Raw genomic sequence first — 24,420 nt, 5'->3', positions numbered from 1 at the left:
CATTCCCATGCGAGTAACCAAGACATCCTTCGCTGCGGCATCCGCCGCAGCAGCACTGTCGCTTTTCCTAACTGGCTGCGGCGGTTCGGCACCGGCCGGCGATTCCACTGCCGCCGCCGGGGGAGCTACTGCCACCGAGATCAAGGTCGGGCTGATTCCGGTAGCCGAATTCTTCCCGGTCTACGTCGCGGAAGACCAGGGGTTCTTCGATGAGGCAGGACTGGATGTCACCATTGAATCCATGTCGAATGCTGCCTCGATCGTTCCTTCAGTTCTCAACGGACAGTTGAACATCGGAACTGCCGCTACGCCGCCCTTCCTTACCGCTATCGAGAAGAACATTCCCCTTACCGCCGTCGCCAACGCCGGCAACACGACGTCGGTGGCGGGCGAAGACACCGGAGCGTTTATGGTGGCTGCCGACAGTGCGATCACGTCTCCGAGCGACCTCGAGGGCAAGACGGTCGCGGTGAATGCGCTGAGCTCCTTGCCTCACGTCGCCGCGGCTGCCCGCATCGCTGCCGACGGTGGCGATGTGGACGCTGTGAAGTTCGTTGCCATGCCGTTCACCGACATGCTGGCCGCACTGGAGCAGAAGAGGGTGGATGCGATCCTTCCGGTGGAGCCCTTCATGTCACAGAGCCTTGAGGCAGGGGCCAAGAGCATCTCCCCGCTCTACACGGATGTTTACCCCGCTGGAACAACCCACACACTGTACTTCGCGTCGAAGCAATTCGCCGCCGAGAATGCCGGGGCCATGGCTGGCTTCCGGGACGCGGTGGCGAAGGCAAACGACCTAATCTCCCAGGACGCATCGGTACTCCGTGCCGCTCTGGTAGAGCACGGCGGCATGGCAGAATCCACGGCGGAAAGCGTCAATTTGCCCGCGTACGAGACGGACTTCAACATCGAAGGCATGAAAGTCCTGGCGGCTAAGATGAAGGAAAACGGCTTCCTGACCACCGACGTGGACGTCGAGGGCTCGATCCTGAAGTAGATTCGGAACCTCTCGGCCGGGCGTGCACGTGCGTCCGGCCGGGTTCTGTTCGAAAACATGCGATCGCCGGGACGCCGCCGGAGGAGGTTTCTTGGCCAATCCATACCCACGCCGGCCGAAGCCGACGGACGCCGAAGCGCCGGAGCCGCAGAATACGGTGACAGCCAAGGCCTTGTCGCTGTTGGCAACCTTCGACCCCGAAAACAGCCGGCATTCGCTCAGTGAGATGGCCCGGCGCGCTGGCCTGCCCGTGGCCACCGCGCACCGCTTGGCGAACGAGCTGGTGGCCTGGGGGGCTTTGGAACGCGTCGGCAGCGCGTACGTAGTCGGACACCGGATCTGGAGGCTGGGCCTGCTGGCGCCGGTGCGGCAGAACATTACCGAATTGGCTGCCCCCTATATGCAGGACGTCCTGTTCGTCACCCAGAACGTGGTCAATCTCTTCATTCTCGACGGCGAAGAGGCGCTGCTCTTGGAACGGATCTCAGGAACCAGGGCGGGTCTGCCGTTCCGCAGGGTCGGGGCGCGCATGCCACTGCATGCCAGCGCCGCGGGCAAGGTCTTTCTGGCCTTCGGACCCGAGCACGTTCGGGAGATACCCGGACGGCGGATGGAGGCCCAGACCGCACACACCATCACTGATCCGATGGCGCTGAAAACCGAGGTGGAACGGGTTCGCTCCCGCGGCTTCGCGACCACGAACGAAGAAGCCGGCTTGGACAACTTTGCCGTGGCCGTGCCGGTCCTGACGCCCAACGGCACGTGCACCGCGGCCCTGGGTGTAGTCGCCCAGGGAGGACCGCCGTCCGTTGGATCCGTGGTTCCGGTGCTTCGGATTGCCGCACGGAGCATCGCCCGCCGGCTTGCTGTCGGCAGCGGGTACTGACGGGAGCTTGCTGCCTCCGACTGCCGTACCGTTTTCCATTGGCCGGAAAGGGCGCAGGGGACTGTGGCGCCGCGCACCTAGCATGGTGATCACTGCCTCACCCGCACTGCGGGGCAGGCGCGAATTACCCAATATCTAGGAGCGGTACAGCATGACAACCACTGCCCCAGTGATGGCTCCAGCGATCATTGACACCACCATCGAGGCCGTGGAACACGTTGCCGACGGTGTTGCCTCCCTGGTGCTTCGCCGCACCGACGGCCAGCCCTTCTCCCCCTGGGAACCCGGAGCTCACATTGACGTGTTTCTGGAGGAGGGGCTGATTCGGCAGTATTCGTTGTGCTCGACGCCCAACGACCTCAACACCTTGCGCATCGGAGTGCTCCGCGTACCGGACTCAAGGGGCGGCTCACAGCATGTGCATGAAAAACTTGCCGCCGGGGCGCCATTGGCCATCTCGGCCCCGCGCAACAATTTTCCGTTGGCAGATTCACGCAAGTACTTGTTTCTCGCGGGCGGCATTGGCATCACACCCATCATCCCGATGATCGAGGCAGCGGAGACTGCTGGCCGGGAATGGGTGCTCTACTACGGAGGGCGCAGCCGGGACACCATGGCCTTCGCCGACCGCTTGGTCGCTCAATACGGCGAGGAGCGCGTGCGCATCGTGGCCGAGGACACTGACGGCCGCATGGACCTGCAGAAAATCCTGGGAATGCCGCGGGCCCACATGCTCGTCTACGCCTGCGGCCCCGGAGGGATGCTCAACGCGGTCGAAGACTTCTGCATGGGCTGGCCGCCGGGGGCCCTGCACACCGAGCGGTTTGTCGCGGATTCCCTCGGCGCCGGTGCCAACGCCGAACCGTTCGACGTCGAGCTCGCCCGCACTGGCGGTACCGTCACAGTGGCGGCCAACCAGACGATCCTGGAGGCAGTGGAGCAGGTCGGGGCCCGGGTGCTGTCGAGTTGCCGCGCGGGGTTATGCGGAACCTGCGAAACGCGGATCGTCTCCGGCGAGCCGGAGCACCGCGATGCCGTCCTCACCCAGGAAGACAAGGATGCCGGCGAGATCATGCTGGTTTGCGTCTCCCGTGCAGCTGCCGGCTGTAACCGGCTCGTCCTCGACCTCTGACCGTTCCAGGAGCAAATCATGACCATCACATCGCACGAACCCGCAGTCATCGCTGAGGATCCATTCAGCCCGGCAGTCATCACGGACCCGTACCCGTTCCTTACCCGCCTGCGCGATGCCGGGGCCGTTACCTGGCTTGAATCCGCCGGAAGCTACGCGGTCGCCGGCTACGAGGAAGTGTACGAGGTCCTCACTGATTTTGAGACGTACTGCTCCTCCGGTGGCCTCGGTCCCCGGGACATTCGCAAGGACGAGGGGTGGCGGCCGCCGAGCATCCTCGAGTCGGACCCGCCGATCCACACCGTGATGCGCCGGGCGCTGACCGGCGTCATCAATCCCGGCACCGTGCGGGCGCTGCGCGCTCCCTTTACGCCCCCGGCAGAGGAGCTGGCCGCCGACCTGGCCCGGCGCCCGGGGTTCGATATCGTGAAGGATCTCGCTGAAAAATATCCGCTGCGAGTTTTCCCCGACGCCGTCGGCATTCCGGACGAAGGCCGTGAGCACCTGCTGCCTTACGGCAACATGGTGTTCAACGCGTTCGGACCGGAGAACTACATCTTCCAGCAGGCATTTGCCCACGGTGACGAGCACGCGGCCGCCGTGATGAAGAGCTGCGCCCGGGAATCCCTCGACGATGTCGGTTTCGGCGCCCGCATCTGGGACAAGGTCGGCGAAGGGCTGATCACGGAACAGCAAGCAACGCTGCTGGTGCGCGCGCTGTTGTCCGCCGGGGTAGACACGACGGTGTTCGGCATCGGCAATACCCTGTCCGTACTGTCCCGCAGCCCAGACGTGTGGGCCAAGCTGCGCGAGAACCCCACCATGGCCAAGTTCGCCATCGACGAGGCGCTGCGGCTGGAATCACCGTTCCAAAAGTTCCACCGCACCGTCACCGTGGACACCACCTTGGGCGGTGTACGCATCCCGGCCGGTTCCAAGGTCCTGGTCTTCATCGGGGCAGCCAACCGGGATCCGCGCAAGTGGGGGGACGACGCCGATTCGTTCAGTTTCGAACGCAGCTCGTCCGGACACGTCGCTTTCGGCATGGGCCTGCACCAGTGCGTCGGCCAGCCGATTGCCCGGCTTGAGATGGAGATCGTCCTGCAGGAACTGCTCCAGCGGATCGCCACGATCGAGCCGGCAGGCGCACCGGTGCCCATCGTGCACAACGTGCTCCGTGGCTTCGAGTCCCTGCCCGTGAGCATCACCGCAGCCTGACTCTGCCTGGCGGCGTCTGCCGCGTCCGCACGGTTCCGGCAGTTCGCCCCTGCGAGGAGCCCCGCCACTCCCAACAGCGGAGCTCCCCGCCGCTGCCCAGAGCCAGGCCCCCCGCCACTTCCCGCCTCCGGACGCCGTCGCGGCCACTTGCCGGCGGCCGACGCGAACCGTCCTCCCCAGAAGGAGCCACCATGGCTATCGATACCTCCGCGTCGTCCGACGCAGCCGTCGCAGACCACCGGGACCCGGCCCGCTGGAGCCCACGGAAACGCAACGCGTACGGTTGGAGCATAACCGGCATGCTGCTGGTGCTGATGATGATCAGTTGGGCGGACAAGGCGATTCTCGGCATCGTTGCGGTGCCGCTGATGACGGACCTCAATTTGACAACGGAGCAGTTCGGCCTGCTCGGCAGCGCCGTCTTTATGCTGTTCGGCGTGGCGCAGCTCGTCGCCGCGCCGATCGCCAACCGGGTCAAGTCCAAGTGGATTCTGCTGGTCCTGTGCCTGACCTGGTCCGTGGCCCAAGTGCCGATCTTCGTTTTCGCCTCGTTGCCCGCCTTGTGGTTCAGCCGTCTGCTGCTGGGACTGGGCGAGGGGCCGTTGGCGCCGATTTCGATGCACGCCACCTATAAGTGGTTTCCCGCGGCGCGCAGTGCAGCGCCAGCCGCCGTCACGTCCTCAGGGGTCACCCTGGGCATTGTGGCCTTCGCACCGGTCCTGGCATGGATCGCCGCCGAGTTCGGTTGGAAAGCCACCTTCGTCTTCTTGGCCTTCATTGGCGTGGTCTGGGCCGTCGCGTGGATATTTGTGGGCAAGGAAGGCCCGTATGTCTCGGCCCAGGCCGAGCGGGAGATGGACGGCAACGACCAAGGGGCCGGCGAAGATGCCTCGGCTGCGGCTGCGGCTGCGGCCGCGGCTGCCGCTGACACCAAGGTTTCCTATCGTCGCTCCTTCGCGACGCCGACCTGGCTGCTCGCGGTGTTGTGCTCCTTCCTCGGGTACTGGACATTTACGGTGGCCACAACATGGCTGCCGGCATACTTCGAAACAGTGCATGGTGCCAGCACGCAGGAGGCCGGTTCGCTCATTACCCTGCCGGCGCTCTGGGGCACGATCGCAACGATCGGGCTGGGTGTGCTACCCCAAAAACTGGCCGCCAGAGGTATTCCGACGAGGCGTTCGCGAGGGGTTGTCCTCGGTTGCGCCGCGGCCTTTGCCGGGAGCATGGTCGTCTTGGGAACATTGGCTCCGGTCGCCTGGCTCGCGGTCCTTTGCTTCACCTTCGGATTCGGTACCGCTCCTGCCCTGTTTGCCCTGACATATCTTGTCGCATCCGAGACTACGACCGTCGGGCAGCGTGGCGCAGTGCTCCAGGTGACGAACGCGGTGCTGACAGCCGGTGGCCTCTTGGCCCCCGCCGTCGTCGGTTTCATTATCGGACGGGCGGCGAGCGCCCCTGCCGGTTATGCCGACGCCTTCCTCCTAACAGGCGGAATGCTGGCCGCCGCGGGCATCCTCGGAGCCGTTTTCATTAACCAGCAGCGTGACCGACGCCGTCTGGGGCTGGACATCGCCCAGCCAGCCTGACCCAGCAAGGCTCCTCCTTACTGATGCCGGACAGCGCCGCCGCCCCGAGGGGCGGCGGCGCTGCCTTTTCGCACCTGCAGTCCTTGCCGGAAAGCGAAAGGGCCAACCCCGAAGGGTTGGCCCTGACACCGCACGGCGGAGTTAGTTCGCAGCCTGTGCCAACGCGGGCGCGAGGGTGAAACGATCGCCGCTGAGGGCGACGTCCACAGGTCCGGCGAAGGTGCTGCGCGCGCGTCGTCCCCATTCCTCGGTGCTCGCTACCCCCGCCAAGTGGGACAGCACCAGACGTTTGGCTCCCGCCTGGGAGGCGATGCGACCGGCGCCCTCGGGGGAAGTGTGCGACACGCTCTGATGATTGAGGAAAGCCGGATCGAATCCCCGCCGGGCAAAAAACTCAAGATTCACGGCTTCATGCACCAGGATGTCGGTACCCTCGGCCAGGCGGCTCAGCGCGGCGCACTCTGCGGTATCGCCTGAGAACGTGACGGAACCTGCTGCGGTGTCGAAACGAAAGGCGAGAGCCGGCCGCACCGGAGGGTGGTCCACGAGGACCGCGGTGACCCGGACCAGGTTGTCTTCATAGACAGGAAACGGCGCCCCGGCTTCGACCGAGTCGTATGCCGGAGTCTGGATTTCGGTGGCCTTGACCAAGCGCTTCAAATTTGGACGCGCCTCATCCGTCTCGCGGATGTTGACATCGTAGGAGAACGCCTCAAGCGTATGGTTCACCAATTCGCTGGTGCCGGCCAAGCTGTGCCCGTCGGGATGCGTGGTGTCCCGGCCCGGCCCGTATATTCCGATCTCGCGGGTAAAGCCCTCCACGGGCTCTCCCCAATTCCAGAGGAGGAAGCCCGGCAGTTCCACAACGTGGTCGGAATGCAGGTGGGTCACGAAGCCTGCAACGAAATCACGGCCGCGCAGCCCCGCCTGATGAGCTGCCCGGACACAACCCAGGCCAAAGTCCACCATGTAAAAAGAATCCCCGACGACGACGGCGCTGGCGATACCGTTTTCCGGGCCGCGGATAGCGGGTCCGGCCGCGGTACCCAGCGTGACGAGTTCGGTGGTGGGAATGGATGTCAATGGACTTTCCTTCGTCGTGTGCAGCATGGCTAAGCGTGGGGCCGCATGTTGAGGGTGCGGGTCTCCAGATATTCGTCGAGGCCCCAACGGCCTCGTTCCCGGCCCACTCCGGAAGCCTTCCAGCCGCCGAACGGTGCATCCGGTTCGACGACCGTATGTTGGTTGATCCAAACCGTGCCAGCTTCCAGCCGGGAGGCTATGCCGTGGGCGCGGGCCGTGTCCGGTGACCAAACCGAGGCGCCCAGGCCGAACTCCCCGGAGTTGGCCGAGTCCACCGTGGCGTCCAGGTCGTCATAGGCCACGATCGGAAGGGCGCTGCCGAACTGTTCCTCATCCACGAGGCGCATACCTGGTTCAGCGTCAATGACAACCGTGGGCGACAGGAAGTAGCCGGGGAGGTCGCAGCCCCGGGAGCCGCCGGCGGCGATCCGCGCGCCGGAGGCAACGGCTTCCTCCACCAGACCGTTGACGGTCTGCAGTTGTGAAGCGTTGTGCATGGGGCCCATCGTCGTACCTTCGGCAACTCCGCGTCCCAGCACATGTTCCGAGGCCACAGCGACGATTGCCTCGGTGAACTCACTGGCGCGACTGCGCGGCACGTACACGCGCTTCACTGCCATGCAGACCTGGCCGGCGTTGCGGAAGGCGCTGCCGACGATGCCGCGGGCCGTGGTCTCCGCGTCGGCGTCGTCTAGGACGATGGCCGGATCGTTGCCGCCCAGTTCCAGGGTCACGCGCTTGACCGTGGCCGCCGCCTGCGCTGCGACGGAGGTTCCCACGTCGGTGGAGCCCGTAAAGGAGATTTTTCGGACGCCCGGCAGGGAGCTGAGCGCCACGTTGACCGTGCGCCGGCTGCTCGTGCGCACCTGCAGCACGCCAGCCGGGAGGACCGTGTTAAGGACCTCCGCGAGGGCCAAGGTCGAAAGGGGAGTGCTGGCCGACGGTTTGGAGATGACGGTGCAGCCAGCGAGCAGAGCCGGGGCAAGTTTCACGCAGAGCAGTGAGATCGGGAAGTTCCACGGCGTGATCGTCCCGACCAGCCCGACCGGCCGGTAATGGACTTCCAGGGAGCGGTCGGCGCGCGGTGGCAGCGGCTCCACCTCGTCCCACTGCAAGTCGGCGTAGTAGTCGAAGAGGCTTGCTGCGACGCGGAATTCTCCCACTGCTTCTGCCAGCACCTTGCCCTGTTCCAAGGACAGGATGCGTCCCAGGCGGTCTGCGTCCGCGCGGATCAGCTCGGCGATGCGCCGGAGTGCTGCGCGCCGGGCGTCGCGGTCAGCGGCCCAGCCCGCGGCGGCGGACTGTGCCGCTCCTATGGCCTGGCGGACGTCCTCCTCGGAATGCTCCGGGGCTTGGCCAACGACTTCCAGGGTCGCGGGATCGAGGACGTCGTAGACGGCGTGCGGCATGGTGGTCCTTCCGGATCGGGCGTGCTTCCTCATAGCATCCCGTGCGGCGGAATATCATGTATCCCGCTGTTCCATTGGGTGGAAAGAAGGTGTGGGCCGCCTCGCGAAGGGATGCACGATAGGAGCGAAGAGAGAACTAGCCGACGCGCCCCTGTGGGGTGAAGGAGTGGGATGACATGACCACCAATCTGCCGATCGCTGTCACAGGAGTCGCCTCCGGAATCGGTGCGGCCACCGCAAGGCTATTGAGCGAGCAGGGTGCCACGATCATTGGCATTGACAGGGCCGTGCCGGCGTCGTTCAAAGGAAGTTTCATTCAAGCGGACCTCTCGACGCCTGAAGGTGCCCGCGAAGCCGCCGCACAGGTGGCAGCATCCGCGCCCGAAGGAGTGCAGGGCTTGGCCAATATCGCCGGCGTTCCGGGGACAGCACCATGGCGCACGGTCCTTGGAGTTAATGTCTATGGGCTCCGTGAGCTGACACGCGGCTTGGCGCCCGCCCTGGTCGAGGGCGCGAGCGTCGTTAACTTGGCCTCGTCAGTGGCCTTCCAATGGCGCAGCTTGGTCGACTCCTGTGCACGTTTCGCCCTTGCCGTGGACACCGAGGCTGCCCTTGAAGCCGTCGCGGACGACCCACACGCCACCGGGGAGTCCTACCTCTTTTCCAAACAGTGCGTTCGTTTTCTCACCGAGCAGCTCTCGGCGGAGCTATTGCCGCGCCGCATCCGGGTGAACTCGGTCAGCCCGGGTCCGGTGCAGACGCCTATTTTGGAGGACTTCAAGAACGACCACGGGCGGGACAAAGTCGAGGGGGCGGCCAAACTTCTGGGCAGGTTTGGCGAGCCCGAGGACATCGCGGGTGTAGTGGCCTTCCTGCTCTCCAGTGACGCGGCCTGGGTGAACGGATCTGATATCCGGGTCGACGGCGGGCTGACCGCGTACCGCGCTTCGTCTGCGGTCACCACAGGAGCCTGACGGCGGCGGTAAGCAGCTGAGCCAGGAAGCGGAATAGGCCAATGGGACATCCCGTTTCTGCCGCCTCTGCCTCTGCTGAATGGACGCCCGTGAGGTAATCTGCGGGCCCTCAGGTTAATCAGGCGCGCCGGAGGCCGCACCTGCCGGCGTGTTCTTCCTCAGGTCTCAGGCGCCGTCGTCGTAATACTGGCTGTTCATCCCGTACTCAGGGTCCTGCTCTGAGCGGACCATGCGGTGGTCTTCGGGGTGGTCCAGGCAGGGGCTGGTGAAGGAGAGGACGACGGCGCCCACGCCGCCGGCAACGTGGTGGGCGGCGGTGGCACCGAGGTCGCCGTTCCGGAAGTAGAGCGTGCGGACGTCGCCGGTTTCGGCGGTGGCCTCGTTCTTTTGCTCCCAGCCGTGCGCGGTCAGGTAGCCGGCGGCGGCGTCGAGGGCGGCGTTGGCCTGGTCGGCGTCGGCGACCTTGCCGGTGGCCCGGCCGATCCAGGCGGTCTGGGTCTGCGGTTGTTCGTCCTCGGGGCGCAGGCAGGTTTGTTCGCGCAGCAGGTTGATCTTCAGGTCGGCGGCGGCGGACGCCTCCGCGATGGCCTGGGGGAGCAGTTGCTCGAGCTGGCGTCCGTAGTCCTGCGAGGTCGGTTGTATCTCCTGCGGCTGGTTCTCCTGCGTCATGGCGCAGCCTCCTAGAATGACGACGGAAAGGGCGGCAGTCGCGGTGAGGGCGGCGGCGAAGCCGGGGCGCCGCCGTCGTTCTTCGCCGCGCAAGCGGGCCGGGCGGTGCCGGGGGGAGTGAGCCCGCATGTTCATTTCTCCAGACTTTCGACCGTCACGGTTTCAAGGTTGCCATATGCGTAGTCCTCGGGATTCTGCTCGAGCGGGCTGGTGATCAGCGGGCCGTAGGGGGAGTAGGTCTGCTGAATCCGATTTTCGACGAACGGGCTGACGCTCGTGCCTTCGACGACGCCCTGGATGTTGGCGGCCGAGGTGGAGCCGGGCCAGAAGTAGTCGGTGTGCCCGTTCATCAGCGAACCGGGGTCCTCGGGCTTGAGGAAGCCGGTCTCGAGCCGCACCGGGTCCATGGCCGTGGGGCTGCCGCCACGCCAGAACGAGGCTCCGTGGTAGCCGCCGCCGAGGATCTGGGCCGCGCTGATGGGGTCGTCGCGGGTCTGCAGCCAGTAGCGGTGGGCATCGGGGTTGGCGGTGTCCGCGGGGCTGCCCACGTTGTGCCCGGTGCCGGCCGGCGCGACGTAGACGATGTTGGTGGAATCCAGGCCCTCGCGTTCGGCGGTACCCAGCAGCGAGCCGCCGGCGCTGGAGCCGATGTACGTGGTGCGGGCGCCGGACCGGGTTTCCAGGTCGAGGGCGTGGTCGAAGGCGGCCAGCAGTGGCCCGCCCTGCTCGTTGAACGAGGTGGTGATGTTGTCGGGGACCTCATCCGGCAGGTCGGTTCCCTGCCAGTAGAAGGAGACCGTGCCGGTGGCCGGTTCGCCGTTCACGGCGTCGAGCCGGCGCGAGTAGGCCTCCAGCTGGCCAAGGTCGGCGCCGGTGCCGGGGACCAGGGCGGCCACGGTCCGGGTGTCCGGGGTCAGCGTGCCGTTCATGGTGACGATCCGGCCGTCGCCCTCCAGGCTGACCAGGACCACCTGGGAGTGATGGCCGACGGCGTAGTCCAGTCCCGTTTTCAGCGTTGCCAGCCGGTCGTGTTCGGCCTGCCAGGTTTCGAGGTCGGCGGTGTACTGCCGATAGGCCTGCTGGTAGACCATCCGCGGGTGGCCCGGCTGATTCCCCGCGGCCACGAGGTAGTCGTTGAGCTCGGGCTGTGGCCCCAGCTGTGCCTGCCGGGTCGCCACTGTTTCGCGGTAGCCGGCGGCGGTGACGGTGTTGGCGCGGATCCGGTCGGCGAAGGGGATGCCGTTCAGGGCCCCGAACACTGCCGGGTAGAGCAACAGCAGCCGTTCCTGCTCGGACGGCGCCAAGGTGAGCCAGGCCTCGCGGATTCCTGCGATCCCGCCCTCGGTCAGTGCGGCGTCGCCGGCCATCGCCTCCGCCATGACGGCCTCGGCCGAGCCGGGCCTCCGCCACGCGGGAAGCTTGTTGGCGGCCAGCAGGGCGGCGCCCTCGGGGTTTGCCGCCGCCCAGGCCCGGAGCTCCGCGTCGGTGAGGCCGGCCAGGGATGGCAGGTATGACTGCGGCGACAGCGGACCGAACCGCTCGTCGAGCCCGCTGGTGAAGTGGGCCCACGGCGGGGAGGACGGAGCGGCGGCGGCAGCGGCCAGCAGCGGGGTGGGCGGCAGCGAGTCGGCGGTCCCGCCGCTGATGGCCCGCAGAGCCGCTGCGGTTTCCGTGGTCAGCGCCTGCCAGTCGGCCCGGAGGGAGCGGACGCGGCCGTTGAAGGCCTCCGCCCTCTGCTCCGCGTGGTCCGCCTCGGCCCCCTCCTGTGAGCCGGTGCCGCTCAGCTCCCTGGCCAGACCGGGGCGTGCCGCCGCGAGTTCTTCGGCCTCCGCCTGCAGCGCCCGGCCCGAGGAGACGAAGGCCGTGACGGCTTCCCGGGCCGCGGCCAACGCCGCAGTCCATTCCTGCGAGGGACCCTCCAGCTCGTTCAGTGCGGAATAGACCTCCAGCTCGGTGTCCGGTTGCTGATAGGCAACGCTCAGCCCGGCCCACGCAGCGCCGGCATCGGCCAGGTAGTTCGCCGCGGACGCGGCGCGCAGGGACATCTCCTGGACCGCATCGCCGAGCCGGTCCCAGGGGACTTTGATCTCCGGGACGCTGCCCAGCCGCACGGTCACGGCTGCGGCACCGGCCCGAAGCCGCGCGAAGTAAGGACGGCCGAGTGGCCGGCGTTCAGGGACTCGGCGAAAGCGGCGGCATCGCCGGACATCCGTCCGTCCGCCTCGACGAACAGCTCGGCGGTTTCGGCCACCACCCGGGACTTGTTGTACACGAGGCCGGCAATCCTGTGGCCCACGTCCCGCCGCGACGACCAGAACCCAGCGAACGCGTCGGCCACGTCCGTGGCGCTGCCGAACAACGACGCCGCCTCGTCGCCTGCCGCCGCCGTGTCACCTGCCGCCTTGTCCAGCGACTGGCCGTCCGCGGCTACGTCCACCAGAACCATGTGGAGCTGCCTCGGATTGATCCGCCAGCTGCCCATCCCGCCGCCCTCCTGCTTAACCGTTTCCCTTACACTGTCCCACGCGGCAACGCGGAACTGAATGGGGACGACTACCCATGGGTTTTGGCGAGGCTGCTGGCAGAAGAAAGCGCCGGCCGGAGCCGGTGCGCGTCGGGCCGCCGGCGGGCGGCGGCGCTGAGCTTCCGGCAGTCGGTCGCGCTTGGACGAGGGCTTGTAAGACGGAGAACGACGGCCACCGCGCTGCCTGCGACCGGGCTCAGGTTGCCCGGGCCGGAGACAGCGACGACGGCCGTCGTGTTGTGGCGGTAAAGCTTTAGCTGTCGCTGACCGTGAAGCGGGTCCGGCGGTGCGCGGGCTTTTCGATTTCGTCCAGGATGGCCACGGCCATCGTGCCGGTGGTGGTGTGGGATTCGCCGTCGCCGGCATAGAGGAGCCGGTCTCCGCCCAGCACCGGCGCGGTGGCGTCGCCGGGCGTGAACAGCGCCGAGGGGGATACCCCGACCCAGTCGACGTCCGTGACGCCGCGCAGGTACTCGAGCTCCTTCAGCTGGTTCTCCGGGATGGAAATCCACGCCTCGGCGCCGGGGATGTTGCGAATGTCCTCGACGAACAGGTGGTCGTCCTCACCGGTGGTCAGGCTGCCGGCGCCCAGGATGAAGACCAGGCGGGGAGTGGTTTCCCCGGCGAGTTCGACCAGCGAGCGGGCCAGGTCCACGTGCCGGTAGGCCTCGTGCGGAGCCGTGCCGAAGGCATTGACGACGACGTCAAAGGGGGCGAGGTCCTCGGCGCCGAGGGAGAAGGCGTCGCGTTCCAGCACCGCGGCGTCCGCGCCCAGGACGTCCGCGGCCTTGGCGGCGCTCCGGACGATGGCCGTTGTCTGGTGGCCGCGTTTGGCCGCCTCGTGGAAGAGGGCGCGTCCGGCGTTGCCTGTGGCTCCGATGATTCCGATCTTCATGCTGTCCTTACGTTGGCGTGATGACTCTCAAAAGGCTTGGCCTCTGCTTGGTGCAATCGATTGAAGCATCAACTTATTCCGGCGCCGGTGCCGCCCGTGCGACGGACCGCCAATCCGCGGCCCGCCGTCGTCGTCGTTAAGCGGAAAGGTGCGGGTACTCTTCCAAGCGGTTCTGGAAGGCGAGGACCGCCGGGTTGGCGATGACGCCGTCGCGGATTTCGATGGCCCGGCTGATCGTGTCGTCCCCGAGCCAGCTGTCGGGTCCGCTCATCACGGTGCGCAGGAACGGGATCAGGGCGGTGCTGATCTCCCAGGTCGCGGAATTCCACAGGTACGACGGCGTGTGGTCCACGGCGTAGTAGCTCACGTGGTCGCCGACCTCGAAGGTGGGTTCGGCAAAGGTCGTCATCTTCGCCCAGCTGAAGCCCATGCCTTCATCGCAGGAGACATCGACGATCAGGCTGCCCGGCCGGAAGCCGTCCAGATCCGCTTCGTCGAGGTAAATCAGCGGGTTGTTGGGGTCCTGCAGCGTGCAGTTGACCACGATGTCCCGCTCCGCGAGGAACGGGGCCAGCGGCACCCGTCCGTCGTCGTCGGTGATGACGTGGCTGAGATGCGGGCCAGCAGCGTCGTGGTCGAACTGGGTGATCCGTGCGGAGTGGATCGGGGACCCGACGGCGGCCGCCGCGCGGTTGGTCAGGACCTGGACGTCGTGGATGCCGTGCGCGTTCAGCGCGGTGACCGCGCCGCGGGCGGTGGCACCAAAACCAATGACGACGGCGGTGAGCGGGCGGCCGTAGTCGCCGGTGGAACCTGCCAGTTCCAGCGCATGCAGCACCGAGCAGTAGCCGGCCATCTCGTTGTTCTTGTGGAAGACGTGGAGGGCGAATCTGCCGTCCGCGGCCCAATGGTTCATGGCTTCGAAGGCGATCAGTGTTAGCCGCTTGTCGATGGCCAACTGCGTGATGGCACGGTCCTGGACGCAATGCGGCCAGCCCCAGAGGATCTGGCCGTCACGGAGCTCGGCAAGGTCTTCCGGCTGCGGTTTGGGCAGCACCACCACGTCCGCTGCTTCGATGAGCTCCTGGCGCGGCGCGATCCGTCCCACGAGTTGTTCCAGGTGCGCGTCGGAAACGCCGAAGCGCTCGCCGTAGCCCTGTTCGAGGATGATCCGCTCGCGAAGGTCGGCGTCGAGGCGCTCGATGTGCGCAGGATGGAGGGCCAGCCTGCGCTCATCGGGCTTGCGCGTCGTTGCCAGGACTCCGAGCGACAGCAGAGTCAAAAGCCTCAGCGCTTCTTGATGGAGGTCAGGGTCTCGGAGGCTGCGGCGCCGGCGGCCTTGGCCTTCTTGTCGCTGCGCTTTTCCTTGATGGACTTGCCCGATTTCTTCGATGCGGTCTGTCGGGGAGATTTGTCGGCCATGAGTGCCTCCTCAGCGCCAGCAAGAATGCTGCGCTTTAACGGGAGCACAGATGTGCTCCGTACCCCTGACCATACGCCATTGCGCGTCAGGCAGGGGCTCCGATGACGACATAGTCTACGGTCCTGCCAAACGGCGGCGGGGAACATGTGCTGTCGTAGGGCAGCTCTGAATCCTGGTCCCATCGACAGCGGCCGGAAACGTCGAGACCGCTGTAAAACGCCGAAACCGGCCGATAAAGTCGACGTCCTGTCGGATATGTGTCGGTTTCGACGCGCGTGCCTCTGAATTAGGACATGGCGGGGCCGCGAGGCTTGGAACATTAGCCTGGGGCTTGGAGCGCCTGAGCACCTGAGCGCCCGTGATGTAAACACCAGTACGCTGGATTTCAGACACGAGCAACCGGGAGGGTGGATGTCCGAGACGACGGTGGCCAAGGTAATGGCCGAGCTGGCCACGCTTGAAGACCCGAAGGTGCGCGAGGCGAATGAGAAGCGTGGTGACGACCACGGCGTGAACCTCAGCAAGCTGCGCGCTGTCGCCAAGCGGTTGAAGACCCAGCAGGATTTGGCGCGCGGGCTGTGGGCCACGGGCAACACGGCCGCACGGCTGCTGGCCCTGCTGATCTGCCGGCCGAAGGATTTCGGACGCGACGACCTGGACGCCATGCTGCGCGAGGCGCGCGCCCCCAAGGTGCACGATTGGCTGGTGAACTACGTGGTCAAGAAGAGCACGCACGCCGAGGAGCTCCGTGTGGCCTGGACCGGCGACGCGGACCCTGTAGTCGCCAGCGCCGGGTGGGCGCTGACCACCGAGCGGGTGGCGAAGAAGCCCGAGGGACTGGACCTCGCGGGACTGCTGGACACCGTCGAGGCGGAGATGAAGGACGCACCGGACCGCCTGCAATGGGCCATGAACCACACCCTCGCCCAGATCGGGATCGAGCACGCCGAGCACCGCGCCCGCGCGATCGACATCGGCGAACGCCTCGGGGTACTGAAGGACTACCCGACGCCCCCGAACTGCACGTCCCCGTTCGCGCCCATCTGGATCAACGAAATGGTGAGCCGACAGGCGAAGGGTTAGCGGAAGCGGATCGGGTGCATCCCGGGTTTCCGGGCGGGAGGTACGTCCGAACCACCCGTCGCCGACCTGCGGCGGGGACAAGGTCCCGGCGTCCTTAAGTCAGCCGGAGATCCGTGATGCAGGTGGCGCTGTCGTCGGTCGTCGAAAAATCCGCCGAGCCGGAGTGCCCGTCGTAACTCACTCTGATGGTGCCGTGAATGTCGCCGGGAACCCAGAACCCTGCAAACCCGTTGCTGAAGGTTTCAATCCGCTCATCCACCAGCGTCTCCCCGGTGGTGTCGTCGATGATCTTGACGCTCATGTCCTCATTGCCCAGTTCGCCAAGGCAGGTCGTCAGGCTGTGGTAAAAGCAGTCGTGGGTCTGGTTGAGATACGGGGCGACCGAGATGTACGAACTGTCCTCCGGCAGCTCCAGCGTCACCTCGTTGTTGCCGCCGTCCGTGAGGACTAAATCGCCCTGCCGCACAGATGCCATCAAGTCGGTGGGCCGTTCGGCGATGTCCAGCCGGTCGAGGTGGTCGATGATGCCAACCGCGTCCATGCCCTCAAGCCCGTAGCCGGCGAGGAACCCGGCGTCTGTGGCCTCCCCTGCGGGGGTAGTTTCGGGGGCCGGCGCACAGGCGGTCAGCATCAGGGTAAGCGCCGCCGCGGCGATAACGGGCCGTTTCATATCCATCTCCTCATGCCCGCGCCAGTGAGGTGGGCAGCGCGGGGCCAACGGTGGTGATCTGTCCTTAAGCAAAGGACGACGACGGCGCATGCACGCCGTCGTCGTTCTTCCATTTTAGGGTGAATCAGTGCTGCGGCTCGCGGGCCTTTAGCAGGGGCGCGAAGAACCCGGCGAGTTCCGCAGTCGCCGATAGCGGCAGCACGTTCGCCACGTACTGGTCCGGGCGGACCACCACGATGGCGCCGTCGCGGGAGATGCCGCGGACGTCGAAGATGTCCTCGTCCTTGGCGGTGCCGAAGACCTTCTCGAGGTTGGTCAGCTGGAACGGGCCCACCTCGGGCTTGAACACGGCGGGCACGGCGTTAATGTCCACCTCCTCGTGATGCTGCTGGTAGACCACCTTCACATCGAACCAGGCGTCGAGGTCAGCGCCCTCCGGCGTGGCGGCCAGCGGGGAATCCGGCGCAGTCACCAGCCACTCGGACAGGTTCGCAACAGCCGTGGACTCCCCGGCCTTCGCCTGGTCGGCGAAGACGTAGATGCGCCAGCGCCCGTCGGCCTCGGCCAAGTGGCCCAAATGCAGCGGGTTGGTGTCGCAGACGCGGGAGACCTTGGCCGACTTGAACCGCTTGCCGACGGGGAAGCCTGTGGCCAGGTCCTGGTGGCTGCGCGCGCCGGTCAGGATCGACTGGGCGTACTCGGTCATGAAGCCGGCCGGGAATTCGGCGGTGCGGACGTAAAAGTCCTCGAGTTCCGTGGGATCGGCGAACTCCTCGGGCTTCTTGGCCATCATCGTCGACCATTCCTTGTCGAAGTCGATCAGGTCCTTGGCCACGACCTGGCGCTCTGCGGAGTAGGTGGAGAGCAGGCTCTCCGGGCTGCGGCCCTCCAGCACGTGGCCCAGCTTCCAGGCGATGTTGAAACCGTCCTGCATGGAGACGTTCATGCCCTGGCCGGCCTTGGCGCTGTGCGTGTGGCAGGCGTCGCCGGTGATGAAGACGCGCGGCGTGCGGGTGCCGACGTCCTCGGGCAGCAGGTCGTCGAACCGGTCCGTGAGGCGGTGGCCCACCTCGTACACGCTGTGCCAGGCGACGCTGCGCACGTCGACCGTGTACGGGGTCATGATCTCGTTGGCCTTGGCGATGATCTGCTCGATCGAGGTCTGGCGGATCTTGCCGTTGTCGTCGTCGGGCACTACGCCGAGGTCCACGTACATGCGGAACAGGTAGCCGCCCTCGCGCGGGATCAGCAGGATGGAGCCGCCGTCGTGCGACTGGATGGCGCACTTAGTGCGGATGTCCGGGAAGTCGGTCTGAGCCAGCACGTCCATGACGCCCCACGCGTGGTTGGCGCTGTCGCCGGCAAGGGTGCTGCCGATCGAGGCGCGGACCTTGCTGCGTGCGCCGTCGCAACCGACCACGTACTTGGCGTGGACGACGCGCTCGGTGCCTTCATCCGGGCCGGCGCTGCGGATCAGCGTCACCTTCACCGGATAGTCGCCCTCGTCGGTGACCTCGAGGGTCTTGAATGCCCAGCCGTAATCCGGCGTCAGTCGGGTGGGCGAGTTGGCCGCGACCTCGGCGAAGTAGTCCAGCACGCGGGCCTGGTTGACGATCAGGTGCGGGAACTCGCTGATGCCCATCTCGTCGTCGACGGCGCGACCGCCGCGGACGATGTGCTTGGGGTTCTCGGTGCCCGGGCGCCAGAAGTTCATCTCGGTGAGCCAGAAGGCCTCGGCGGTGATGCGCTCGGCGAAGCCGAAGGCCTGGAAGGTCTCCACGCTGCGGGCCTGGATGCCGTCGGCCTGGCCGAGGACCAGCCGCCCGTCCCGGCGCTCCACCAGCCGCGTGGTGATATTCGGGAACTGGGCCAGCTGAGCGGCCGCGAGCATGCCCGCGGGACCGGAGCCCACGATGAGCACATCGACCTCGTCGGGAAGCTCTTCGGGGCGGTCGATGCCTACGCCGGCTGCCGGCTTGACGCGCGGGTCTCCGGATACGTAACCGTGGTGGTGGAACTGCACGGGTGTCCTCACTTCTGTTGCCATCTGCGGCCGTCGCCGTTGTTCTGTATTTGAACACCGGGTTCTATAACTGAATAACCGTTCGGTTGCAGATACTGTACGGCAAACATGACGCAGCTAACAAGTAACTCGGGTAACGGAAGAGGTCGGGCGGCGTGGGATCGCGCGTCTGCCCGGATCCCGAACTGCGGTTGGAGATCCTTAAAAAAAGGACGACGGCGGTGCTCGGGCGCCGCCGTCGTCCTCCTTCCGGGGGATCGCCCTCGAATGAGGTGCCGATCAGAACCAGAAGCTATGGATCAGTACTTGTAGGACTGGCCGCCGTCGATCGGGATGACGGCGGCGTTGATGAAGCCGGCGTCGCCGGACAGCAGGAAGGCGACCAGCTGGCCGACCTCTTCGGGCTTGCCGAAGCGCTTCATCGGGTTGGGCTCGACGAAGCCCCTGCCGACCTCTTCCCAGTTCTCCGGGTCCATCTGCTTGAGCGAGCCTTCGACCATCGGGGTCATGATGGCGCCGGGCGCGATGGCGTTGACCTGTATGCCGTACTGGCCGTATTCGATGCCGGAGTTGCGGGTCAGGCCGACCACGCCGTGCTTGGAGGCTGCGTAGCCGGACTGGTTGCCGACGCCGCGGATGCCGCCGACGGATGCGGTGTTCACGACGGCGCCGGAGCCCTGTTCCTTCATGACCTTCAGGACGTGCTTGAGGCCGTAGAAGACGCCGTTGAGGTTGATGGACACGACCTTGGAGAATTCGTCGGAACCGAAGTCCTCGGTGGGATTCTGTTTGCCTTCGATGCCGGCATTGTTGAAGAAGCCGTCGATCCTGCCGAAGCGCTCGACGGTCTGGGCCACGTAATTCTCGACGGCGGACTCGTCTGCCACGTTCGCGGTGACGGTCAGGACGTCGGCGTCCGGAGCGACCTGGCGGATTTCCTCGACCGCATCCTTCAGGCCGGCCTCGTTGAGGTCGACCAGGGTCAGGTTGCCCTGTTCCTTGGCGATCTGCAGTGCTGCCGACCGGCCCAGGCCCGAACCTGCGCCAGTGATGATGATCGACTTGCCAGAGAATCTCTGCATGATACTTTCCCTCTTCCTGAATGGAGTGGGCGCTCGTACAGGTGCCCACATCTATGCAAACGCATAAAAACCGGTTGCATTCCGGAAATGGGTGTGATGTCGGCGACCGCGTCGCGCCAAAGGGTAGGCCCGGGGCATGGTCGGATCAGGGCGGCGGGCTCCGGGCGGCGGACGACGAGTGCGCGGGCACGGGCCATGGCCGTGGCATGCCGGCGCGGCAGGTGGTTCCGCAGGCGAGGGGCCGATGGGAGCGCGGCCTGGGTTATTACGAAACCCGCGCGAGGCCCTCGTTACCGGTGTTCGTACGTGAGGCAGTCCGCGTTGTCCGCGCCGGGACCCACGTGCACTTCCGGCGCCTGGCACATGAGGCGGTCGTTGTGGGTGCACTCGCTCCGCTGGCAGGCGCCGACGCTGGCCAGCACCTTGGGGAGCCCGCCGTGCACACCGGTATCGATGAACGTGGCGCATTCGGCGTGGTTCTCGCCGCCCGCCACGGTGATTGCGGCGGCATTGCATTCGCTGTGATCGTTGAAGGAACAGTTGGTTACTGCGCATTCGCTGACGTGTGAAGTCACGGTCATGGCACTTCCTTCCATCCTGGGGCCGCCCCGGGTTGAGCGGCTCCACTCACTACGGTAGGCGCGTTACGGCCGATCAAAAAGGCATAAGACTGTGAGGTAATTGCCGGCACGACGGTAGGCGCCGAGTTCCGGGTCAGGCGGCCGCCCGGCTGGCCGCCCGGCCGTGCACCAGGTAGTACAGCAGGACGCAGGCGAGCATGAGCAGGCCAAGCCAGCCGTACATGCCGTCGAAACCGGTCAGCGGCACCAGCAGGCCCAGCAGCACCGGGCCGAAGCCGGTGCCGATGTCGAGCATCAGGTAATAGGTGGCCAGGGCAGTGCCGAACCTCCGCTCCGAAACCAACCGGACGGTAATGGCCTGCGTCCCGGGCAGCAGGGTCCCGAACCCGAGGCCGCTCAGCACCGCGGAGACGACGACTATCCAGATGGCCGGTCCGAGCGCCAGCAGCGCCAGGCCGGCGGCGAACAGTGCCAGCGCGGGATACAGCACCACGTTGTCGCCGCGGCGGTCTTGAACCCTTCCGATGCTCAGCCGCGACACCAGCACTGCGGCGGCAAACACCATAAAGAACAGCGCCGCCGCATCCGGCGTACCGGCCGCGTCCGCATACGAGGTCAGGAACGAGAGCAGGCCGGAAAAGGCCAGCCCGCTCACCAGCAGGACCGTGGTGATGGGCAGGACCTCCGGCGCGAACACCTTTCCCAGCAAGGCCGCGGGCGTCCGGCGTTTCTTTTCCGGGTCGCCGCCCGGCCCGCGCTGCTTGACGACGGCGGCCGGCTCCGCCGGCGCTTCGGGCAGTTTCAGGATCAGGGTCACCAGCAAAGCCGCGACTGAACAGGCCGCACAAAAGAAGAACGCGCCCTCGTAACTGCCGTCAACAACCAGTACCACCGCCAGCAGCGGTCCCAAGGCGGTTGCCAGCGTGGTGGAAACGGCAAAGTAGCCGGTGCCTTCACTGCGGCGGACAGGCGGAATCAGCGCCTGCGCACCGGCTGTGACGGCAGTGTTGGCGAGGCCGAAAGCCACGCCGTGGGCCAACCGCAGCACCAACAACGACGTCAGGGAGTCCGCCGGAATATACAAGAGGGAAGCCACGACGAAGGCGGCCAAACTGACCAGCAGCATCCGCCGCCGGCCCGCGTTGTCGATCAGCGGCCCGGCAAAGAACCGCGAGACGAGCGCCCCCACGATGAATGCGCTGGACGCGAAACCGGCCGCGGTGTCGGATGCCAGGAACTGCTGGGCCGCGTAGAGCGCCATGGACGTCATCAGCAGGTAGAACACGATGTAGATGAACAGGTTGGCGCCGATCGCCAGCACGAAGTTCCTGCTCCACAGCTTCTCCTGCATGCGGGCGGCCTCCTTGCCTGCGTAGGCCGGTCGTCGTTGTCCCAGCTCCCCGGATTAACCGGCAGTCCTGATTATGCCGTTGGGCCTATACTTCCGGCACGCACGGACCGGTGCCCAGCAGCGCCAGGCCAGCCCGGTCGCCGTCGGCCAATGAAGTCACGCCGTTTGCTCCGGCAAACATCAATTGCTCCGGATCATCCACGTGCGCCAACCCCAGCACGTGGCCGAGCTCGTGGATGATGACCGCGCGCACATGCTCCCGCCCGTCGGGATACGTGAGGACGTTCCGGAGCGCCGGCGCATCCAAGGTGATCTGGCCCGCGACGAGCACGTGCGGCGTTCCCCGTGCGCCGACCGAGGAGCTGCCGCCAAGTCCGGCGATATCGCCGGCGAGTCGGGACACTTCGCTGGGATCCGACCAGGTGATCAGCACCGGCGCCCACCGCTTGCCATAGCGGTCCGGTTGGAAGCGTTCGCGGCCTTCCTCGGCGAATGCCTCGTCGGTAGGTCCGTCGTAAAGGAACTGCAGTCCGCTGGCCGCGGAGACCTCGGCGATGGCTTCGTGGATGATCGTGTCGGAACCCGGCGGTGCATTGTCCGGGCGGACCACGTAGTGGATGGGGCGGCAGGGGTCATAGGCGAGGAAGGGCTGCGAGGACCCCGGCGGCGGCGCGTACAACTCGTAGGCGTCCGACTCCTCGACGGCTGGCGGTTGGCCCAGGGGACTGTCGGCGGCTTCGACGCCGCGGGGTGGAATCTCCGCACCGGGAAGATAGGGGGCAACCGCCGGCATGACGTGCCGGCTGAACACACCCGGGGCGAAGCACAGAGCGATGACGAAGGCGATGGCGAGCCCGGTCGACAGGCGGCCGGCGCGGTGCGGGGAAGTGCGCCGCTGGGAGGAGGTGCGGCGCTGCGAGGAGGTGCGGCGCCATGTTGCTCGGTGCCGTGTCTTTGCTTGTGGCCGCGTCCTGCCCGCGGCGAGGCCTTCGTCAGGCCAGGGCGGGGATTGGGTCCCGAGTGCCTCGTCCAAGGCCCATTGAGGAATTCGCCCGCTAGGTGAGCGCCTGACGTCCGATTGTCTTGGCGGGGTTCTCGCGCCGGGGGACGAGTCCCTTGCCAGTCCCTCTGCCCGGTGCTGCATCTGCTTCCCCCAATTACCCCGATTCGGCCTCGCCGAACGACCACGTAATTATACGATTCATCAAAGGAGAATCGACCATAGGGTGCGGCAGCTGCCGGTGCTTCCGTCGCAAATAAATCCCGCGGCGTTTACTGCGGCTCGGACGCCCGCACGGCCAGCAGCCCGCCCGCGGCGAACGCCACCGTACACGCGAGGACGAGGAACAGGGGAGCGGTCCAGCCGCCGGTGACCGTGTTCAGCCATCCGGCCACCGGCGGGGCGCAGGTGGCGGCAAGGTATCCGCCCGTCTGGATCCGGGCGGAGGCGGAGGCGGCCTCCTGGTCGTTGCTGGCGACCCGCGGGATGACGGAGAAGATGGCCGTAAATCCCCCGCCCTGGGCGATCCCGCCCGTAATCGACCAGAAAATGTAGGCGTCGGGTGCCAGGAGCAAACCGAGGGGGAGGGTCATCCACAAGATGGCGATGCCTGCCGTCGGCACCCAGAGCCGGGTTCGTGCTGCCAGGAGCGGCACCCCAAAGGCGCCGACAATCGCGGCAATCTGGAAGAGCGAGGCTGTGGCTCCGGAGGCGGCAATGGACATGCCGCGGACTTCGGACAGCAGCAGGGGCAGCCAGGTGGTCGTTCCGTAGTAGGCGGCAGACTGGCCACAGAAAGCCAGGGTCAGCAGCCAGACGACCCGCCGGTCGCCGCGCCCACCGGTCTTCGGGCGCGGTACCGCCACCGCCCCGGAGCCATCGGCGCCAGCGGGGCTGGCTGCGGCGTTGTCGGCGGGCGGCTCATCGGACGTGCCGTTCGGCCCGGGTGCAAAAGCGGCGCGCCGCCGCCGCGCCGCCGGCAGCCAATAGGCGAGGCCGAGGACGGCCAACACACCCCAGGCCGCCAGTGCCCACCGCCATCCGACGAGCGCGGCGAGCGGTGCGGTGCCCAGCAGGGTTGCCATGGACCCGACGTTCATCGTGGCCGTGTATACGCCCGTGACAGCGGAAACCCGATTCCACGGCACATCGCGGCGGATCAGCACGGGAACCACGATGTTGCCGAGCGTGAGTGCCGCACCGATGATTGCCGTGCCTGCGAGCACCACTGACACCGGGCCCAGGGATCGGATGACGGTGCCGGCCAGGACGCCGCCCAGGCACAGCACCACGGTAGCTTCCGGGCCCCAGCGCCGGATCGTTTGCGTCGCCAGGGGAGTGGCCAGGGCGAAGAGCAGCACCGGCAGTCCCGTGAGCAGGCCCGCCCCCGCGGCCGACAGGCCGGTGTCGGCACGGATGTCCCCGACGACGGCGGTCGGCGCGATGATCGGTGCGCGCAGGCTCAAAGCCAGGACGACAATGCCCAGGATCACCCACGGCAACGCCGGCCGGGAGGCGAATGCGCGGACCGTGGCTGGCTCCTTCGGGTCGTAGGGCGGCAGCGGGAAATCTCCCCAGTCACCCTAGCCGAAGCGATCGGTGCCTCCGCCGGCTTGGAGGCTGCCGGTGCCGTCATTATTCCTGGTAGGCATGAACCGGGGCGGCATTCCTTCTGCCCGGTGGTAAAGTCGGGACAAGTATGCTTTCCGCCCGCACCCGCTGCGCGGAACGCCGTCGAAGCGCCCTGGGCGCCTCGGCCACCCAAGACTTCAGTGCCGGCAACTCCGGCTTCGGGCGTTGACGCCCGGCAACACACCGCACCACAGATCGG

The 24,420-nt window shown here is 66.7% G+C and carries 22 protein-coding genes; 7 read left to right on the top strand and 15 right to left on the bottom strand.

Going from position 1 to position 24,420, the window contains the following annotated elements:
* The first annotated feature begins 7 nt into the window (after window positions 1-7).
* The 5 genes from AC5RVD_RS04855 (at window position 8) to AC5RVD_RS04835 (ending at window position 5,822) form a co-directional block, all read left to right on the top strand.
* Complete coding sequence (locus tag AC5RVD_RS04855) at window positions 8-997, top strand: ABC transporter substrate-binding protein (protein ID WP_494126185.1); 990 nt, start codon at window positions 8-10, stop codon at window positions 995-997.
* A gap of 91 nt (window positions 998-1,088) precedes the next feature.
* On the top strand, window positions 1,089-1,883 hold the full coding sequence (locus AC5RVD_RS04850; RefSeq protein ID WP_494126184.1) for an IclR family transcriptional regulator: 795 nt from the start codon (window positions 1,089-1,091) through the stop codon (window positions 1,881-1,883).
* A 151-nt stretch (window positions 1,884-2,034) separates the two neighbouring features.
* Window positions 2,035-3,015 (top strand): PDR/VanB family oxidoreductase, encoded by a 981-nt coding sequence (locus AC5RVD_RS04845; RefSeq protein ID WP_494126183.1) that lies wholly within the window; start codon window positions 2,035-2,037, stop codon window positions 3,013-3,015.
* An 18-nt stretch (window positions 3,016-3,033) separates the two neighbouring features.
* Window positions 3,034-4,233: a cytochrome P450 gene (locus AC5RVD_RS04840; RefSeq protein WP_494122129.1), complete on the top strand. Its 1,200-nt coding sequence runs from the start codon at window positions 3,034-3,036 to the stop codon at window positions 4,231-4,233.
* Between the two features lie 191 nt (window positions 4,234-4,424).
* Entirely contained in the window at window positions 4,425-5,822 is a 1,398-nt protein-coding gene (locus AC5RVD_RS04835; protein WP_494122128.1) for an MFS transporter, read from the top strand.
* A gap of 141 nt (window positions 5,823-5,963) precedes the next feature.
* Here the strand turns inward: AC5RVD_RS04835 and AC5RVD_RS04830 are convergent, their stop codons facing one another.
* Both AC5RVD_RS04830 and AC5RVD_RS04825 read right to left on the bottom strand, forming a co-directional pair.
* Entirely contained in the window at window positions 5,964-6,905 is a 942-nt protein-coding gene (locus tag AC5RVD_RS04830; RefSeq protein ID WP_494126182.1) for an MBL fold metallo-hydrolase, read from the bottom strand.
* Window positions 6,906-6,934: 29 nt separating this feature from the next.
* A complete protein-coding gene (locus tag AC5RVD_RS04825; RefSeq protein WP_494126181.1) occupies window positions 6,935-8,314 on the bottom strand; it encodes an aldehyde dehydrogenase family protein in 1,380 nt (459 codons plus the stop codon).
* Window positions 8,315-8,490: 176 nt separating this feature from the next.
* On the opposite strand from AC5RVD_RS04825, the gene AC5RVD_RS04820 reads away from it, so the two are divergent.
* The gene (locus AC5RVD_RS04820) at window positions 8,491-9,288 is read left to right on the top strand and encodes a coniferyl-alcohol dehydrogenase (protein ID WP_494126180.1); all 798 of its coding nucleotides are present in this window, start codon (window positions 8,491-8,493) and stop codon (window positions 9,286-9,288) included.
* Window positions 9,289-9,453: 165 nt separating this feature from the next.
* On the opposite strand, the gene AC5RVD_RS04815 is transcribed toward AC5RVD_RS04820, so the two are convergent.
* The 6 genes from AC5RVD_RS04815 to AC5RVD_RS04790 form a co-directional block, all read right to left on the bottom strand.
* A complete protein-coding gene (locus AC5RVD_RS04815) occupies window positions 9,454-9,957 on the bottom strand; it encodes a hypothetical protein (RefSeq protein ID WP_494126179.1) in 504 nt (167 codons plus the stop codon).
* Window positions 9,958-10,088: 131 nt separating this feature from the next.
* Complete coding sequence (locus AC5RVD_RS04810; RefSeq protein ID WP_494126178.1) at window positions 10,089-12,074, bottom strand: alpha/beta hydrolase; 1,986 nt, start codon at window positions 12,072-12,074, stop codon at window positions 10,089-10,091.
* Entirely contained in the window at window positions 12,071-12,439 is a 369-nt protein-coding gene (locus AC5RVD_RS04805) for a hypothetical protein (protein ID WP_494126177.1), read from the bottom strand. Before AC5RVD_RS04805 ends, AC5RVD_RS04810 begins: the two co-directional genes overlap by 4 nt.
* Window positions 12,440-12,734: 295 nt before the next feature.
* Window positions 12,735-13,376 carry an NAD(P)-dependent oxidoreductase gene (locus AC5RVD_RS04800; RefSeq protein ID WP_494126176.1) on the bottom strand — a complete coding sequence of 214 codons (642 nt, stop codon included), beginning with the start codon at window positions 13,374-13,376 and terminating at the stop codon, window positions 12,735-12,737.
* 136 nt (window positions 13,377-13,512) lie between these two features.
* Window positions 13,513-14,658, bottom strand: coding sequence for a N(5)-(carboxyethyl)ornithine synthase (locus AC5RVD_RS04795; RefSeq protein ID WP_494126175.1), 1,146 nt, complete (start codon window positions 14,656-14,658; stop codon window positions 13,513-13,515).
* A 5-nt stretch (window positions 14,659-14,663) separates the two neighbouring features.
* Window positions 14,664-14,798, bottom strand: coding sequence for a hypothetical protein (locus AC5RVD_RS04790; RefSeq protein ID WP_493988910.1), 135 nt, complete (start codon window positions 14,796-14,798; stop codon window positions 14,664-14,666).
* Window positions 14,799-15,210: 412 nt separating this feature from the next.
* Between AC5RVD_RS04790 and AC5RVD_RS04785 the strand changes: the two genes are divergently transcribed.
* Window positions 15,211-15,882, top strand: a complete 672-nt coding sequence (locus AC5RVD_RS04785; protein WP_494126174.1) for a DNA alkylation repair protein — start codon at window positions 15,211-15,213, stop codon at window positions 15,880-15,882.
* Between the two features lie 94 nt (window positions 15,883-15,976).
* On the opposite strand, the gene AC5RVD_RS04780 is transcribed toward AC5RVD_RS04785, so the two are convergent.
* The 7 genes from AC5RVD_RS04780 to AC5RVD_RS04750 form a co-directional block, all read right to left on the bottom strand.
* Window positions 15,977-16,552 (bottom strand): CueP family metal-binding protein, encoded by a 576-nt coding sequence (locus AC5RVD_RS04780; RefSeq protein WP_494126173.1) that lies wholly within the window; start codon window positions 16,550-16,552, stop codon window positions 15,977-15,979.
* A 124-nt stretch (window positions 16,553-16,676) separates the two neighbouring features.
* Window positions 16,677-18,575: an FAD-binding monooxygenase gene (locus tag AC5RVD_RS04775; RefSeq protein WP_494126460.1), complete on the bottom strand. Its 1,899-nt coding sequence runs from the start codon at window positions 18,573-18,575 to the stop codon at window positions 16,677-16,679.
* A gap of 299 nt (window positions 18,576-18,874) precedes the next feature.
* Window positions 18,875-19,657 carry an SDR family oxidoreductase gene (locus tag AC5RVD_RS04770; RefSeq protein WP_494126172.1) on the bottom strand — a complete coding sequence of 261 codons (783 nt, stop codon included), beginning with the start codon at window positions 19,655-19,657 and terminating at the stop codon, window positions 18,875-18,877.
* A 290-nt stretch (window positions 19,658-19,947) separates the two neighbouring features.
* On the bottom strand, window positions 19,948-20,232 hold the full coding sequence (locus AC5RVD_RS04765; RefSeq protein ID WP_494126459.1) for a DUF1540 domain-containing protein: 285 nt from the start codon (window positions 20,230-20,232) through the stop codon (window positions 19,948-19,950).
* 139 nt (window positions 20,233-20,371) lie between these two features.
* Window positions 20,372-21,589, bottom strand: coding sequence for an MFS transporter (locus AC5RVD_RS04760; protein WP_494126171.1), 1,218 nt, complete (start codon window positions 21,587-21,589; stop codon window positions 20,372-20,374).
* Between the two features lie 85 nt (window positions 21,590-21,674).
* Window positions 21,675-22,382 carry a matrixin family metalloprotease gene (locus AC5RVD_RS04755; RefSeq protein ID WP_494126170.1) on the bottom strand — a complete coding sequence of 236 codons (708 nt, stop codon included), beginning with the start codon at window positions 22,380-22,382 and terminating at the stop codon, window positions 21,675-21,677.
* A 479-nt stretch (window positions 22,383-22,861) separates the two neighbouring features.
* Window positions 22,862-24,082 (bottom strand): MFS transporter, encoded by a 1,221-nt coding sequence (locus AC5RVD_RS04750; RefSeq protein ID WP_494126169.1) that lies wholly within the window; start codon window positions 24,080-24,082, stop codon window positions 22,862-22,864.
* Window positions 24,083-24,420 lie beyond the last annotated feature (338 nt).

This window comes from Arthrobacter sp. THG-b23 (genome assembly GCF_059091265.1).
The sequence above is the reverse complement of the archived record's forward strand: the minus strand, read 5'-3'. Positions and strand labels throughout refer to the sequence as shown.

Excerpts from the sequence above, each read along its gene's own strand:
- AC5RVD_RS04855 (WP_494126185.1), top strand. The coding sequence starts at position 8 with ATGCGAGTAACCAAGACATCCTTCGCTGCGGCATCCGCCGCAGCAGCA.
- AC5RVD_RS04845 (WP_494126183.1), top strand. The coding sequence starts at position 2,035 with ATGACAACCACTGCCCCAGTGATGGCTCCAGCGATCATTGACACCACC.
- AC5RVD_RS04840 (WP_494122129.1), top strand. The coding sequence starts at position 3,034 with ATGACCATCACATCGCACGAACCCGCAGTCATCGCTGAGGATCCATTC.
- AC5RVD_RS04835 (WP_494122128.1), top strand. The coding sequence starts at position 4,425 with ATGGCTATCGATACCTCCGCGTCGTCCGACGCAGCCGTCGCAGACCAC.
- AC5RVD_RS04825 (WP_494126181.1), bottom strand. The coding sequence starts at position 8,314 with ATGCCGCACGCCGTCTACGACGTCCTCGATCCCGCGACCCTGGAAGTC.
- AC5RVD_RS04820 (WP_494126180.1), top strand. The coding sequence starts at position 8,491 with ATGACCACCAATCTGCCGATCGCTGTCACAGGAGTCGCCTCCGGAATC.
- AC5RVD_RS04815 (WP_494126179.1), bottom strand. The coding sequence starts at position 9,957 with ATGACGCAGGAGAACCAGCCGCAGGAGATACAACCGACCTCGCAGGAC.
- AC5RVD_RS04805 (WP_494126177.1), bottom strand. The coding sequence starts at position 12,439 with ATGGGCAGCTGGCGGATCAATCCGAGGCAGCTCCACATGGTTCTGGTG.
- AC5RVD_RS04800 (WP_494126176.1), bottom strand. The coding sequence starts at position 13,376 with ATGAAGATCGGAATCATCGGAGCCACAGGCAACGCCGGACGCGCCCTC.
- AC5RVD_RS04790 (WP_493988910.1), bottom strand. The coding sequence starts at position 14,798 with ATGGCCGACAAATCTCCCCGACAGACCGCATCGAAGAAATCGGGCAAG.
- AC5RVD_RS04785 (WP_494126174.1), top strand. The coding sequence starts at position 15,211 with ATGTCCGAGACGACGGTGGCCAAGGTAATGGCCGAGCTGGCCACGCTT.
- AC5RVD_RS04780 (WP_494126173.1), bottom strand. The coding sequence starts at position 16,552 with ATGAAACGGCCCGTTATCGCCGCGGCGGCGCTTACCCTGATGCTGACC.
- AC5RVD_RS04770 (WP_494126172.1), bottom strand. The coding sequence starts at position 19,657 with ATGCAGAGATTCTCTGGCAAGTCGATCATCATCACTGGCGCAGGTTCG.
- AC5RVD_RS04760 (WP_494126171.1), bottom strand. The coding sequence starts at position 21,589 with ATGCAGGAGAAGCTGTGGAGCAGGAACTTCGTGCTGGCGATCGGCGCC.
- AC5RVD_RS04755 (WP_494126170.1), bottom strand. The coding sequence starts at position 22,382 with ATGCCGGCGGTTGCCCCCTATCTTCCCGGTGCGGAGATTCCACCCCGC.